The organism is Paenibacillus sp. EB106-05-06-XG162 (genome assembly GCF_058791655.1).
In genome coordinates this window covers 177,077-191,060 of sequence record NZ_JBYTDT010000002.1, presented here as the reverse complement: position 1 = coordinate 191,060, position 13,984 = coordinate 177,077, and the positions used below count along the sequence as shown (strand labels likewise).

Annotated in this window: 14 protein-coding genes; 9 read left to right on the top strand and 5 right to left on the bottom strand. The window is 49.8% G+C overall.

Going from position 1 to position 13,984, the window contains the following annotated elements:
- Positions 1–58 precede the first annotated feature (58 nt).
- From AC3WU2_RS06725 to AC3WU2_RS06705, 5 genes are all read left to right on the top strand, one after another.
- A complete protein-coding gene (locus tag AC3WU2_RS06725) occupies positions 59–610 on the top strand; it encodes a GNAT family N-acetyltransferase (protein ID WP_492452548.1) in 552 nt (183 codons plus the stop codon).
- Positions 611–924: 314 nt separating this feature from the next.
- Positions 925–1,215, top strand: coding sequence for a hypothetical protein (locus tag AC3WU2_RS06720; RefSeq protein ID WP_492452546.1), 291 nt, complete (start codon positions 925–927; stop codon positions 1,213–1,215).
- 181 nt (positions 1,216–1,396) lie between these two features.
- A complete protein-coding gene (locus AC3WU2_RS06715) occupies positions 1,397–2,470 on the top strand; it encodes a tetratricopeptide repeat-containing glycosyltransferase family 2 protein (protein WP_492452544.1) in 1,074 nt (357 codons plus the stop codon).
- Entirely contained in the window at positions 2,457–4,769 is a 2,313-nt protein-coding gene (locus AC3WU2_RS06710; RefSeq protein ID WP_492452542.1) for an FkbM family methyltransferase, read from the top strand. The genes AC3WU2_RS06715 and AC3WU2_RS06710 overlap by 14 nt, the downstream gene beginning before the upstream one ends.
- Before the next feature lie 103 nt (positions 4,770–4,872).
- On the top strand, positions 4,873–6,162 hold the full coding sequence (locus tag AC3WU2_RS06705; protein ID WP_492452540.1) for an MFS transporter: 1,290 nt from the start codon (positions 4,873–4,875) through the stop codon (positions 6,160–6,162).
- 108 nt (positions 6,163–6,270) lie between these two features.
- Here the strand turns inward: AC3WU2_RS06705 and AC3WU2_RS06700 are convergent, their stop codons facing one another.
- From AC3WU2_RS06700 to AC3WU2_RS06685, 4 genes are all read right to left on the bottom strand, one after another.
- On the bottom strand, positions 6,271–6,957 hold the full coding sequence (locus AC3WU2_RS06700; protein WP_492452538.1) for a hypothetical protein: 687 nt from the start codon (positions 6,955–6,957) through the stop codon (positions 6,271–6,273).
- A complete protein-coding gene (locus AC3WU2_RS06695) occupies positions 6,957–7,847 on the bottom strand; it encodes an ABC transporter ATP-binding protein (protein ID WP_492452536.1) in 891 nt (296 codons plus the stop codon). The genes AC3WU2_RS06700 and AC3WU2_RS06695 overlap by 1 nt, the downstream gene beginning before the upstream one ends.
- Complete coding sequence (locus AC3WU2_RS06690) at positions 7,844–8,212, bottom strand: GntR family transcriptional regulator (RefSeq protein WP_018754566.1); 369 nt, start codon at positions 8,210–8,212, stop codon at positions 7,844–7,846. Before AC3WU2_RS06690 ends, AC3WU2_RS06695 begins: the two co-directional genes overlap by 4 nt.
- Positions 8,213–8,396: 184 nt before the next feature.
- A complete protein-coding gene (locus tag AC3WU2_RS06685; RefSeq protein ID WP_492452533.1) occupies positions 8,397–9,275 on the bottom strand; it encodes an endonuclease/exonuclease/phosphatase family protein in 879 nt (292 codons plus the stop codon).
- A gap of 186 nt (positions 9,276–9,461) precedes the next feature.
- On the opposite strand from AC3WU2_RS06685, the gene AC3WU2_RS06680 reads away from it, so the two are divergent.
- The 4 genes from AC3WU2_RS06680 to AC3WU2_RS06665 are packed head-to-tail and all read left to right on the top strand — an operon-like array spanning position 9,462 to position 13,146.
- Positions 9,462–10,088, top strand: coding sequence for a YhbD family protein (locus AC3WU2_RS06680; RefSeq protein WP_492452531.1), 627 nt, complete (start codon positions 9,462–9,464; stop codon positions 10,086–10,088).
- An 11-nt stretch (positions 10,089–10,099) separates the two neighbouring features.
- The gene (locus AC3WU2_RS06675; RefSeq protein ID WP_492452529.1) at positions 10,100–10,771 is read left to right on the top strand and encodes a polymer-forming cytoskeletal protein; all 672 of its coding nucleotides are present in this window, start codon (positions 10,100–10,102) and stop codon (positions 10,769–10,771) included.
- Between the two features lie 30 nt (positions 10,772–10,801).
- Positions 10,802–11,539: a bactofilin family protein gene (locus tag AC3WU2_RS06670; RefSeq protein ID WP_492452527.1), complete on the top strand. Its 738-nt coding sequence runs from the start codon at positions 10,802–10,804 to the stop codon at positions 11,537–11,539.
- Positions 11,540–11,589: 50 nt separating this feature from the next.
- Positions 11,590–13,146, top strand: coding sequence for an MDR family MFS transporter (locus AC3WU2_RS06665; RefSeq protein ID WP_492452525.1), 1,557 nt, complete (start codon positions 11,590–11,592; stop codon positions 13,144–13,146).
- A gap of 85 nt (positions 13,147–13,231) precedes the next feature.
- Here AC3WU2_RS06665 and ric read toward each other — a convergent pair whose 3' ends face one another.
- Positions 13,232–13,921: an iron-sulfur cluster repair di-iron protein gene (gene ric / locus AC3WU2_RS06660; protein WP_492452523.1), complete on the bottom strand. Its 690-nt coding sequence runs from the start codon at positions 13,919–13,921 to the stop codon at positions 13,232–13,234.
- Positions 13,922–13,984 lie beyond the last annotated feature (63 nt).

The window sequence follows — 13,984 nt, the reverse complement described above, 5'->3', positions numbered from 1 at the left end:
CTGCTTCTATATTCTATTCCATCCGTTAGAACGTTTTCGTGAGAGAGGAGCAAGTGATATGAGCCGATTCACTATTAAAGAGCCTTGGGTTCGCGAACGAATTCAGGCAGAGCAAGCGAGACCAGAGGATTCCGCGTCTGTTACCGAATTACTGCGCCAGACAGCCTCTTGGCTGCAAAGTAAAGGATCCACCCAATGGAGCGGACTGCTCACGGGTGAAGATGTCCATGGCACCTCTGATGCCATTGCGCGGGGCGATGTGTTTATTTTCAGAGATGTCGAGGCGGGCAAACTGGCAGGTGTCGTCATCCTTCTCACAACGCCAAGCCCTTGGGATCTAGAGCTATGGGATACCGTAGACGATCACAACACAGCAATCTATCTTCACCGACTGGCGATTAATCGGGATTATGCGGGAACAGGACTCGGCGAAGCTATGATGCGCTGGGCAGCGAACGGCATACACTTCGAGGGTAAAGATCGCATTCGCCTGGATTGCATTGCAACCAACGAGACCCTCTACCAATTCTACCGCAGCCTCGGCTATGTGCACCAAGGTACGCATCCGAATGGTTTTCATTGCTTCGAACAGCATTTACCCACCCTCTAATCATCCTCTCCAAAAGACCCGGAGTATCCGTTTGTCACACGATCTCGTGACAAGCTCATGCTCACGGGTCTTTTAATATTAGACAGGTATCTATCACCGCGGCAAATGGCCTGAATATATTGAATAGGATATTTATCTAGGCCGTTTACCTGCCTTTCCGTTTTCTATTTTCCTACATTTTACTTACACGGGTGGTGATACACATTCGTCCGAGCAAACCGAAAAATCGAAAAGGAGCAGATCGCACTGTTCAATTAAGCCCGAAGATACACAAGCCGAAAAAGAAACACAAACCAAGGCGATCTCCAACCGTTGTGATCGAATTAAAAACAGAAAAGAATATTATTGGACAAACGGAAGTACCAGGATCAACAGGACCTCCTGGCCAAAGTATAGCTAGACCAACAGGACCAAAGGGGGTAACCGGGCCGCAAGGGCCGACGGGGGACATAGGATCAACCGTCCCCGTCGGTGATCAAGGTCTAGCGGGACCTCAAGGGCCAATAGGGCCGATGGGCAGAACAGGTCCCGCGGGACCGGCAGGACCCACAGGGGTTATGGGGATGACCGGTGTTGCTGGGCCGACTGGATCGACGGGCCCTTAGGTGTGACTGGAACAACGGGACCGACAGGCACAAATGTCACTTCAACTCGCTGGAATACTAAGAGCCGCAACCTGTGGCTCTTTTTTACATATTAAACCTATCTCAGCATTAACCCATTTCCTTGAGCCGGAATATGTATGTTATACAAACCAATGCCTATGTGCACAAAAAGGAGGACTGTATGATAACGATCAGTCTTTGTATGATTGTGAAAAATGAGGCGTCGACCATCGGCAACTGTCTGGAATCCGTCCTCGGCATTGCCGATGAAATCAATATTGTCGACACCGGCTCAACGGACGGAACAAAGGACATTGTTCGCCAGTACACGGATCGCATCTTCGATTTCGAATGGATTGATGATTTCGCGGCTGCCCGCAATTATGCCTTCCAACAAGCCACCACGAGCCATATTCTATGGCTAGATGCAGATGATGTACTGCTCGAAGCAGATCGGCAGAAGCTTCTGCGGCTCAAGCAATCGTTAGATGACAACATCCACTCCGTCACGATGATCTATCACTACGCTTTTGACGATCATGGCAACGTCACTGTCGAACTTCGGAGAAATCGGCTCGTGCAGCGACAATGCAACTTCCAGTGGCACGGTCCCGTTCATGAATATTTGGCTGTTCATGGCAAAACGTTGAAAAGTGACGTGATCATCACCCATTGCCGCGTGCATCAGCACTCGGATCGCAATATTCGAATTTTTGAGAATCGGCTGGCACGAGGAGAGCAATTCTCCCCTCGGGATATGTATTACTATGCCAATGAGCTGGTGGACCATCAGCGATATGAGCTTGCCGCACAACAATACCATCAATTTCTAGATACGGGAGCCGGTTGGGTTGAGGACAACATCTCTTCTTGCCTGAAGCTCGCTGACATTTATCATCAACGCAATGAAGAGCAACTTGAGCTTCAAATGCTCTGGAAATCATTCGATTATGCCCCGCCGCGCGCAGAAGCTTGCTGTCGTCTAGGCGCATACAAGCTACACCATGACGAGCTCACGCAAGCCGTATTCTGGTATACCTTAGCCACCAAATTAACGAAGCCTGAGAGCCTTGGATTTTTCGATGATGCCTACTGGACTTGGATTCCCCACGTTCAGCTATGTGTCTGTTATTACCGCCTCGGTAACTTCGAACTTTCTTATGACCATAATGAGGTGGCAAGGCATTATCGGCCGAATGATGAGAGTATTCGGAATAACAAAGCCATTTTGGAGGATCTCTATGTCCACAATTAGCCCCCCTGCCCCGACTCGCAAGAAATTGCGCATTGTCCAAGTCGCTCCCGATTATTACCCGGTCCCCCCGCTAAAATACGGCGGTATCGAACGCGTCGTTCATACCTTGACCGAAGCGCTAGTCGCAGATGGACATGAAGTCTATCTCTATGCCCCTGCTGGGAGCAAGACGCAAGCCAATCTGATAGCCTACGAACATACCGATGCGAATCCGCAGTCGATCGCTGCATTCGTCGCCCGAACGCTGCCTTCCTCTGTTGATATTATCCATGACCACACTCATAAATCTGCCGTCGGCATGACACGGCTACCCGTCCCGACACTCTGTACCTTCCATGCTACTGTCCATAACCCCGTGGATTTCCCTGTCTACGTTAGTCAACACTCCCGTCTCGTCGCAGGCACCGATCAAGGCGAATATGCCTACAACGGTCTTCCTATCGATGACTATCCGCTAGCCGACCCTGCTGTGAAGCAGGATTACTTGCTGTACTTGGGCGTGCTCAGCTGGCACAAAGGGATATTGCAAGCCATTGACATGGCGGAGAGCACCGGGCATCGACTCGTTATTGCGGGTCCCATCTTCGATGCAAGCTACTACACGACATATATCGAGCCCCGCCTTAAGCGCAATCCGAATTTACAATATATTGGCGAGGTCGGCGGAGAAGATCGCATTCGTCTGTTGCAACAAGCGAAATGCATGTTATTCCCCACCTCCTGTGAGGAAGCCTTCGGTCTCGTCATGATTGAAGCGATGGCTTGCGGGACACCCGTCCTGGCTCTAGCGAACGGGGCGGTACCCGAAGTACTCACAGGCATGCCTGAACTGATCTGCCGATCCATCGCTGAGATGCAAGATCGCCTGCGTAAGAGCTGTTTCCCTTCCCCAGAATCACTGCGTGATTACGTGGAACAACATTATTCCAGCACCTCGATGGCAGAGCGTTATCTGGAGCTCTATCAACACGCCATTCATCAATATATGAATGAGCCCGGCGACCTGCAAGTGCTTCATTCTGTATTTGCTACTACGGATGATAAGATAGCCGCCTGCGGGCGTCTTGCGCACACCTATTATGAGTTCAGTAACCTGGATATGGAACGGAATTATGTCTACCAAGCCTTTGAGCTTGATGCGCCTCGTGCGGAGTTCTGCTGCCGGCTCGGATATCAGTATTTGAAGAGAAACGATCTGAATCAAGCAAGGTTCTGGTATGAACTCGCTCTGAACATCGATCAAATCTCCATTTCTGACAACAATGATGATCCAGAATATGAAGCATGCCGTACTTGGCTACCGCATCTCCAACTCTGTGTCATCAACTACCGGCTCGGCAATCTTGCCCAATCCTACGCGCATAACGAGGCTGCACGGGCCTTTAGTCCGCTAGATCAATACATCCTGAGCAACAAAGAGCTCCTCGAGAATGAACTCAGAAGCATAACCGCAAATACTTCTGCCCCGCCCGTTGTTGAAGCAGATAAGCCTAGCTTATCTCCGGAGGAGCCATCCATCCTTGAATCGCTCGGCCCTGAAGTCGAAGTCGATCTATTGAATGGTCGAGGAGAACTCTTTACATTGGCGTTGAAACTGCCTGGGTTTATTGAAGAAACGCTGTGTGCACAAGGGAGCTGGGAGCCCTTCCTTATTCGCAAAATATGTGAATATATGCAGCCTGACGGTGTATTTATCGATATTGGTGCGAACATTGGCTATCATACGTTCTATCTTGCAAGCGAGTTCCCTGAGGCGACATGCCTATGCTTCGAGCCACATCCAACGTTGTATCAGCAGCTGCAGGAGAATATTCAATTGAATGCTTTTAACCATGTTCAAGCTTTTGAGCTGGCTGTCGGGAATACGAAGGGAAAGATCGATTTCTATATGCAGGATGATTCCTGCTACAATCGAGGCATGTCAGGGATTCTATATCATTCCGAGATGGGGGACGCCGTGGAACGTGTTCAAGTGAACATCACGACACTCGATCAACAACTAGATCTGGCAGCGAAGAAACGTGTGCAGGTCATGAAAATCGATACGCAAGGCCATGAATTCGAGGTCATTTGTGGAGCACTCGATACGATCAGGCAATCGAAGCCAGTCATTTTCCTGGAATACCACAGCTATGCCCGCTATAATCTGCATGCCATCATGACGTTGTTACCTCATTACCAATGGTTCAAAATTCAGCCTTGGACAGGGGAAATGGTGACGCTCGATGAACCCGATCCGGCGGGGTATCAGAATGACTATATCGCGATTCCGGAGCATCGTTGCAATCTAACAACATAACGTCCGAGTAAGGCTAGTTATCCTCATTTATTTTTAACTATGCATCCTCCTTCCGTCTTGTTATGATGGAAATAACTAACATGTACTTTCGGAGGATCACCTCATGCAACTTATTCAGCACGTTACGACGACCTGGAAAGAGTGGAATCGTAACATCCGCCTATTCTTCATCGCCAATATCTTATTTCAGATCGGCACGGGCATGTTCAGTGTTCTGTACAATTTATATATTCAAGCGCTGGGTTATCAAGATGATATGAACGGGACGATTGTCAGTGTTCAATCCTTAGCTACAGCGCTTATCTTTATTCCAATCGGTCTCATAAGCGATCGTACAAGCCGTAAGTCGCTATTGATCATCGGCGCTCTATTCACGGGGATCAGCTTCATGGGCCGCGCCTTCGCAAGCGGCGAGTCGGCACTCATGATTTATGCCGTATCTGCCGGATTATTCATGGCCTTCTTCCAGATTATCGCGATCCCTTTCCTCGCTGAGAATGCGGGCAAAGAACAACGGCTCAAGCTATTCAGCTACTACTCTTCGATGGTGCTCGCAGCACAAGTGGTTGGCAGCATCGGCGGAGGACTCTGGGCTGACGTACTCCAATCTGCAGGAGTCAGTAAAATCTCCAGTTTACAGATTGTACTCTTGGCCGGTGGCGTTGCGAGCTGCCTTGCCTTTATCCCGCTTCTGTTGGTCAAGGATTCCGTGAAGCAGCAGGCTGCCATGAAGCCAGATCCGTCTGCCTCGGTTGCAGTCCCACCCGCTCCGCGTGGAGATTGGAAAGCGATCAGCAAATTTACCGCCGCCCAACTACTCGTCGGATTTGGCTCTGGGCTCGTCGTGCCTTATTTGAATCTCTATTTCACCAATCGATTCGCCGTATCCCTGACCGCCGTCGGTATCCTCATCTCCCTCGGACAAGTGATGACGATCATATCGATGCTGATTGGACCGTATCTGGCACAGCGTGTGGGACAAGTGCGCGCGGTCGTCTACTTCCAGATGCTGTCTCTACCGTTCTTGCTGCTCACAGGCTTCACGAATATCTTCCTCATTGCTTGCATCAGCTTCTTATTCCGGCAAGCACTGATGAACGCCGCGAATCCGATTCAATCATCGATTATGGTGGATCGCATCTCAGATGGACGGCGCGGCATCGCGAACTCCATGACACAGACCGCCTTCATGCTCGGCTGGGCTACGATGGGTCCTGTGCAATCGCACCTACTCAGCACCTACGGCAAGTATTGGGGGTACGTCGTGACCTTCTGTATGACGGGCGTGCTCTATATTTGTGCTTCAGCCTTGTATTACTACATGTTCAGAGAGCGCAAGCCTGAATTAGCGAAGTCCCGCAATGTCCCACGCCTGCCCACTGCATCGAAATAATGCCGCTACAACACATTCCTATATCCGTTTTCACACAAGACAAGTCCCTTGTTGAACATACGAAAGACCGCCTTCCAGGAAGGCGGTCTTTGACAATGATTTACATGATCACACTGTTGAACGACGCAAGAACAAATACGACAAGGCGGCGAAAATAATCGAGAATGGTATGGTGCGAATCGCTAGGTCCATCGCTGTTTTGTCCGCGAACCACTGGAACACGGCCATCCAGTCCCCGAAGTACGTCATATAGAATGAGAATAAACTGCTAAGCAAGAACAATACGATGAATAGCGTGAACGTTCCTGCTTTCCCGAATCGGCGATGGTAACATGCAATGATGAACCCCCATAAGCTCAACATGAGCATGATCAAGAAGAACACAAGGAACTGTTGCAAGTAGCTTCCCACATATAGATAAGGCAAATGGAAAAATCCGAGCTTCACGCCCCAGCCGGATGTGGCCGCCTCGATCCAGGAGAGCAATGACAGTACGATGGAGAAGACGAAGCTCAGTAGGGTTAAGGTACTCGCTGTGCCAGTGAAATAATCCGATCTCCGCACCCCAAGTCCGAGCGCGAATGGAATCGTCTGAGGTACCACAACAATCCCCGCGACTAGCATATAAACAAAGATCGACATCACCCCGCCGGAGTAGAAGCCCTTCTCCTCTTGGATCAAGCCACCAATGAGTAAATTAACTGAGAAGGAGCCCAGACATATGATCCACGGTAAATACAAGTAGCCAAGTTTATCACGAAGATGCATTTTCATTACACCTATCGAACGATTCATTATGCCTCACCAGCCTTTCTTACCGATCCGCCTGTTAAATAAACGATGAGCTGCTGTAGCGATACAGGAGTAATGGTCAATCCGAGCGATTCTGCGCGTTTGCGGTCCTCTGTGCTTCCGGCTCCCATCACGGTTGCCGTAAGCAGTCCGCCGAACGGTTCGCGGTGAATCACTTTTCTTCCCTTCACGAACTCCTCAACTTGAGCAGTTGTTCCCGCGACAGAGATGGCCTGCCCGCGCAATACCTCAGTGTCCTCATTCAATATGAGCTTCCCTTGATCAATCACCATCACATGTTCCAGCAGCTGGCTGACTTCGTCGATCAAGTGTGTAGACAATACCACGGTACGCGGATATGCCGCATAATCTTGAATTAATTGATTATAGAACAGCTCCCGTGCAACGGCATCGAGTCCCAAGTAAGGCTCATCGAAGAACGTAAGCGGTGCACGGCTCGCGAGCCCTACAATGATCCCCACCGCAGACAGCATACCGCGAGACAGCTTCTTCACCCGCCGCTTGAGCGGCAGACGGAACGTTTCGATCAGTTCATGTGCAAAGGCCTGATCCCAATTCGGGAAGAACATGGACGCCACTTCCAGCACATCGATGACGCGGTAATTATCTGGATACTTCTGACTTTCCTTAATGAAGCAAACTTGGCTTAACACACGATTATTCTCATAGGGCTCTTCGCCGAACACCTTCAGCTCCCCACTCGTCTTGAACTGCTGCGCCGTAATCATATGCATAATCGTCGTCTTGCCGGCTCCGTTCCGTCCGAGTAGACCATAGATTTTGTTCGCCTCAAGCGTGAACGTCACATCCTTGACGGCTTCGAAATTACCATATACCTTCGTTAATCCCTTTACTTCGACTATACGACTCATGATCCTTTCCTCCCTGTACGAATCATCTCTGCCAACTGCTCGCTTGTAATTCCGAGCTTCTCAGCCTCTTGCATCATAGCAACGACATACTGTTCATAGAATTGATCTTTCCTTTTCTCCACTAATTGCGCGCGTGCACCTGTTGCTACGAACATCCCGATCCCTCGCTTTTTATATAGAATACCTTGATCCACTAGCAAATTGACGCCTTTCGCAGCAGTAGCCGGGTTGATCTGATAGAACGTAGCAAATTGGTTCGTTGACGGCACCTGCGACTCCTCAGGCAATCTTGTTTCAATAATGTCATCCTCGATCCGTTCTGCGATCTGCATGAAGATCGGACGACTGTCATCCATCGATATCATTTTTATCACCACCAAGTTGGTTCATTACTCATGTAACTAACTATATAAGCAATCAACTCTTTTGTCAATCCTATTTTCCAAAAATATCCTTAAGTAGTTTGAAGACAAAAAAGAAACCTTCCTTTGGTGACACGGAGGTAGCTCTACCCCCATCACTAAAGAAAGGTTTCTTTGTTCTTATTGGTTATCCCTCGATGGTCCAAGCAATATCCGCCATAATCGGCAAATGATCTGAAGGGAATTTACCTGCTAGATGATCGCCTAGAATGCCATACGTCTGCACCGATACCTGTTCATTAACGAAAATAAAATCAATCGGCGAATCGAATTCAAACGCTGCGTCGCGCGTATGCTGGAACTCCCGGGGGAACATCTGCGCCGCCATCGCTTGACGATCAAATCCGTGGAACGTAAAGCCTGGGCCAAAGTGGCGGTACGCGGACACTACGGAAGCATCCCGCAGCTTTAACAGTCCTCCGTCTTCCTCGCACATGATGCGATACGGCAACGAAGAAGAAGTACAATTGAAGTCTCCTGTTATGATGACCGGATTCGCTCCTGCCACTCCTGCAGCCCGCTCGCGCAGTAGATAAGCGCTCTGCTCTACAGCAACAACGCCAACATGGTCAAAGTGTGTGTTCATATGTACGAATTCTGCGCCGTTCTGCCGATCGCGGAACTTCGCCCACGTCGTTACTCGTGTGCAAGCTGCATCCCACCCCATGGAACCTGGCTGCTCCGGCTGCTCTGACAACCAGAACGAACCGCTCGTGAGCAGCTCGAACCGGTGCTTGCGGTACAGGATATTGACGAATTCCCCTGCCTTATCTCCGTCATCTCGCCCTACGCCTACTAAACCGTATTCCGGAAGCAACCGCTCTAAATCCTCAACCTGACTCAGCAGTACTTCTTGAAGGCCTGCAATGTCTGGACGATGGAAACGAATCATCCCAGCCACCATATGCGCACGCGTCGACCAAGCATTCTCGTCTTGATCCCCGTATGCATTACGGATATTGAACGACATACATCTCATTTCGTGCACCAACGCTTGTTCCTTCATGCCTCTTCACCTCATTCATATACTTTAGAAAAAAGAATGATTCATCATATAAAAACAATTCCAATATTGTTACTGTATGCCTCCTCACCAAAAAGTTCAACCCTGCCTCTTGCACTGTTAATGAAACAGTGTTACGATGTGTGCGTAACATTGTTTTATTGATGCGAGTGAAGGAGGTTTAACCCGATGGAAGACAATCTCATATCTAAAAAAGACCTGCTGGAGCTCACTGGCATTTCCTATGGTCAATTATATCGATGGAAGCGCAAGGACCTCATCCCTGAGGATTGGTTCATCCGCAAATCTACATTTACGGGCCAAGAGACCTTTTTTCCCAAAGATAAAATATTGGATCGGATCGATAAGATCTTGAACCTGAAAGACAATGCATCGCTCGATGATCTCGCAGATCTCTTCTCACCCAACTTGACCGAGATGGCCTTGTACAGCGCAGACCTGAAGAAACGCAGTATTGTATCAGACGTCTCGTGGCAGCTGCTCACAGCGCAGTTCGGGGAGGCAGAAGTGCTCACTTATGAGCGATTAATTGCCCTTTATGTCCTGAATCAGATGCTGCAGACCGGTGAAATGAGCCTTGATGAAGGCCGCATTCTACTGCAGGTACTGAATGATCATTATAAGAAATTCGATGGAAAGAGCTGTGACCTGATTTTTATCCGCAAAATGGGGGTTGCGACATTCCTGCTCATCTCAGGCAGCAGCGAAGTGTACCTAGAAGACCATGCCAAGCTCGTCCAGCGTACCGCCCTATCCAGCTCCATCGAAGCGCTCAAAACACGATTATCTGAATAGGAGGAAGGTATATGAATGATTATCCAAGCGGCGATATCCAGATCAATGGCATTGCAAGCTCCAACGGCGGCAGCTTCCACAAAGTCTCCATCGATGGCATGGGAACAATCCACGGCGACGTGACTTGCATGGAATTCAGCTGCAACGGAACCAGTAAAGTCGAAGGGAATTTACGTTCAGAACGTGCCAGCATCAACGGCATTGCGAAAATTCAAGGCGCTGCGCATTCCGATCAGCTGCGTATTGATGGCAAGGTTACGATTCAAGGCAAACTCACAGGGGAAGACATCCAGGTGAACGGACATATCAAGATCCACGGCAATTGCGAAGCCGAACGTTTCGAATCGAATGGCATCTTTATCATTCAAGGCATGCTGAACGCTGATATCATCGAGATTACTGCGCAAGGCGGTTGTTCGGCGCATGAGATTGTGGGCGAACAAATAACAATTAAACATGCAGGCTCTCAGTTCATGACGAAGCTGCTCGGCGTCTTCATGAACACGCATGTCACGGCAATGACCATCGAAGGAGACTACATCTCGCTCGAGCACGCTACTGCAACTGTCGTCCGCGGAGGCCGCATCAGCATCGGTCCCGATTGTATTATCGAGCGCGTCGAATACAAAGACGAGCTTCATATTCATCCTAGCTCCAAAGTAAAATATCACACCCAGATCTAACGGGAATTCTGACAAAAGGAGGCGAAACCAATGAGCAACAATAACGTTCGAGATCTTCGTATAACGGGCTCTTCTAGTGCCGCTGGCGGTTATTATCGGAATGTCAGCATAACAGGCGAGGTTCAGATTGCCGGTGATATTAGCTGTGAAATCTTCCGCTGCACAGGCGATACGAATGTATCGGGTACATTCGAGAGCAAAATCACCCGTATCACAGGGACCACCGTCGTGAACGGTGATATCACAACCGATCGATTGACTGTCCATGGTGAACTTAAGGCGATGGGCAACGTTACCCTGAACGATGCCAAAATCGGCGGCCATGTCATCGTCAGACAGAACTTAACGAGCGAAGAGATTAAACTCCATGGCCTCATCAGCGTCGATGGTGATTGTGCCATTGACCACCTGCGCGGCAAAGGGGCATTCGAGATCCAAGGACTGTTTAACGTCGGCCAAATGGATCTGGATCTTTATTGGCCGTCACGTGCGCGTGAAATCGGCGGTGAACAGATTAACGTGCGTAAACCGCAAGGCATGGGCAGTATGCTGAAATCGCTGCTCGACATCTTCAAAACGCAGCCGGATTCGCGATTAATCGCAGACAGTATTGAAGGAGATGACATTCACCTGGAGAATACGTCCGCCAAAATCGTCCGCGGCAATCGCGTCACTATCGGCAGCGGCTGTATCATTGAACGGGTGGAATACCGCAGCAGCTACCAACAGGCGCCCGATGCTTCCGTGGAGCAATGCACACAGACATAGATGGCTTCCCATGAAAGCCATGAACAATATATAACGTGGAGGAATAACCCGTGGTTAAAGGAAAAAATAATTTAGGGCTTGTCGTAACAGCCCTACTGCTCGGCATTCTCATGGCCTCGATGGATAACACCATCGTATCGACGGCCATGGGCACCATCGTCTCCGATCTTGGCGGCATGGATAAATTCGTATGGGTCACCTCGGCCTATATGGTGGCGGAAATGGCCGGCATGCCCATCTTCGGCAAACTGTCCGACATGTACGGACGCAAACGATTTTTCATCTTCGGACTCATCTTCTTCTTAGCAGGCTCGATTCTATGTGCAACCGCTGAGACCATCACACAACTTAGCATTTACCGTGCTATTCAAGGGATTGGCGGCGGAGCGCTCGTCCCGATTGCGTTCACGATCATGTTCGATATTTTCCCTCCCGAGAAACGCGGTAAAATGGGGGGACTATTCGGGGCCGTCTTCGGTCTATCCAGTATTTTTGGACCGCTGCTCGGTGCATTCATCACCGATACCTTCACATGGCATTGGATCTTCTTCATCAATGTGCCGCTTGGAGTGGTTGCCCTGCTGCTTGTCGTGCTCTTTTATCACGAATCGCATGAACATTCGCGGCAGCAAATCGACTGGGCAGGGGCTACGACATTGGTCGGCTCCATTATCTGCCTCATGTTCGCGTTAGAGCTCGGAGGCGGTACGTATGCATGGGATTCCACGGTTATCTTAAGCCTGTTCGCAGGGTTCACAGTCTTATTCATCATCTTCCTCTTCATCGAACGTACTGCCAAAGAACCGATCATCGCGTACTCGATGTTCAAGAATCGATTGTTCGCGTCTAGTACGATCATCGGTCTGTTCTCCGGCGCGGCGTTCATTGCGGCGGCGGTCTATATTCCGATCTTCGTCCAAGGCGTGACAGGCGGTACAGCCACGAACTCCGGCATGATTCTGCTGCCGATGATGCTCGGAACGACGGTCTCAGCACAAGTCGGAGCCATGTCATCGGTCAAATTCGGGTATCGAAAGGTCATGGTCGTATTCATGCTCATCTTCCTGATCGGGATCGCGCTGCTTACGACGATTACGACGGACACTTCTCGTGGCATGATCACGTTCTACATGATTATTACAGGACTTGGGCTCGGTGCCTCATTCTCCGTCCTTGGGATGGCGGCGATTCATCATTTTGATGCATCACAGCGCGGTTCCGCGAATTCTACGATTGCCTTCATACGGTCCCTCGGCATGACGATCGGCATTACGATCTTCGGGATGGTGCAGAAGAATCAATTCACGGACGGCCTGAAATCCGCGTTTGCTGGAATGGATTCGGCGCCGCAAGGCATGGATATGCTTTCCGATCCACGAGCGATTCTATCGCCAGAGGCAAGAGGCAGCATACCTCCGGAAATCCTGGATAAAGTCACACATGCGCTCTCTTCATCGATCGTGCAGACATTTATGTGGGCACTCATTCCGACTGTCCTCGCGCTGCTATTCACCTTCTATATGACGAACGATCGAATGAAGAGCTACCAAGAGCAGGCCGCGGAAGCGAAGGCCGAAGCGGAAGCGAGAGCAACAACCAGCTCATAATCTTTTAGAATACAAGAAGGCATTCCCCAGGGTTCCAAATCATGGATCCTGGAAGGAGTGCCTTTATTCATGTCACATGGATCGATTATAGATCAAACCGCGGGAATAACACATTGTTCTCCAGATGCACATGCTCGAACGTCATCCCTTCCAACTCTTCCAAGCGGGCATAAGTGATCCGGTAGGTCGTACAAGCGTGCTCTGGCGGGGTGAAATCATTCGTGACGATACGGAGCTGCTTCAGCAGGTTCCCCGCACCATCATGCTCGCCTTCCAGTTCTGCCACGAGTGCCCGTACATCTGCATGCGAGACAGCATTCGCATCTTCTTCTGCTCGAATGATGCTTGGGAAGGAAGTCTCCTCTTCCTTGGCGATATGCGCCTCAAGCTCTGCTCGAAGCTGGCGGAATAGCTCTGCCATCTGAACAAGATGCGGTTGATCACCGCCATGCACATGATAGACATGTTCCACATTCGCAGCGATCTGCGGCAGTTGGACTCGCAAATATTGATGATGCTTCTTCACAATATATTCAATCAACGCCCGTGAGGACATGTACTGCCAATCCATCCCGATTCCTAGACTTGGTGCAGCCAGCTTCATCGTATTCAGCTGCTCAACAACGGCCGCCGCATCCAATCCACGTTCTTCCGCTGCTTCTTGGATCGGACGGTTGCCACCGCAGCAGAAATCAATCTTGAGCCGCTTGAACACATCACTCGCAGCCGGATATTGCAATACCGCATCACGTACGGTCATTTCTTGTGTAATCATAAGGAATTCGCCTCCAGTTCAATAGATCTTGGTTCATGCAAGATCATCATACGACGGAAGACA

What these genes read in the sequence shown, in the direction of transcription:
- AC3WU2_RS06705 (WP_492452540.1), top strand. Translation starts at nt 4,873, where the DNA reads ATGCAACTTATTCAGCACGTTACGACGACCTGGAAAGAGTGGAATCGT.
- AC3WU2_RS06725 (WP_492452548.1), top strand. Translation starts at nt 59, where the DNA reads ATGAGCCGATTCACTATTAAAGAGCCTTGGGTTCGCGAACGAATTCAG.
- AC3WU2_RS06700 (WP_492452538.1), bottom strand. Translation starts at nt 6,957, where the DNA reads ATGAATCGTTCGATAGGTGTAATGAAAATGCATCTTCGTGATAAACTT.
- AC3WU2_RS06685 (WP_492452533.1), bottom strand. Translation starts at nt 9,275, where the DNA reads ATGAAGGAACAAGCGTTGGTGCACGAAATGAGATGTATGTCGTTCAAT.
- AC3WU2_RS06675 (WP_492452529.1), top strand. Translation starts at nt 10,100, where the DNA reads ATGAATGATTATCCAAGCGGCGATATCCAGATCAATGGCATTGCAAGC.
- AC3WU2_RS06670 (WP_492452527.1), top strand. Translation starts at nt 10,802, where the DNA reads ATGAGCAACAATAACGTTCGAGATCTTCGTATAACGGGCTCTTCTAGT.
- AC3WU2_RS06715 (WP_492452544.1), top strand. Translation starts at nt 1,397, where the DNA reads ATGATAACGATCAGTCTTTGTATGATTGTGAAAAATGAGGCGTCGACC.
- AC3WU2_RS06710 (WP_492452542.1), top strand. Translation starts at nt 2,457, where the DNA reads ATGTCCACAATTAGCCCCCCTGCCCCGACTCGCAAGAAATTGCGCATT.
- AC3WU2_RS06695 (WP_492452536.1), bottom strand. Translation starts at nt 7,847, where the DNA reads ATGAGTCGTATAGTCGAAGTAAAGGGATTAACGAAGGTATATGGTAAT.
- AC3WU2_RS06690 (WP_018754566.1), bottom strand. Translation starts at nt 8,212, where the DNA reads ATGATATCGATGGATGACAGTCGTCCGATCTTCATGCAGATCGCAGAA.
- ric (WP_492452523.1), bottom strand. Translation starts at nt 13,921, where the DNA reads ATGATTACACAAGAAATGACCGTACGTGATGCGGTATTGCAATATCCG.
- AC3WU2_RS06680 (WP_492452531.1), top strand. Translation starts at nt 9,462, where the DNA reads ATGGAAGACAATCTCATATCTAAAAAAGACCTGCTGGAGCTCACTGGC.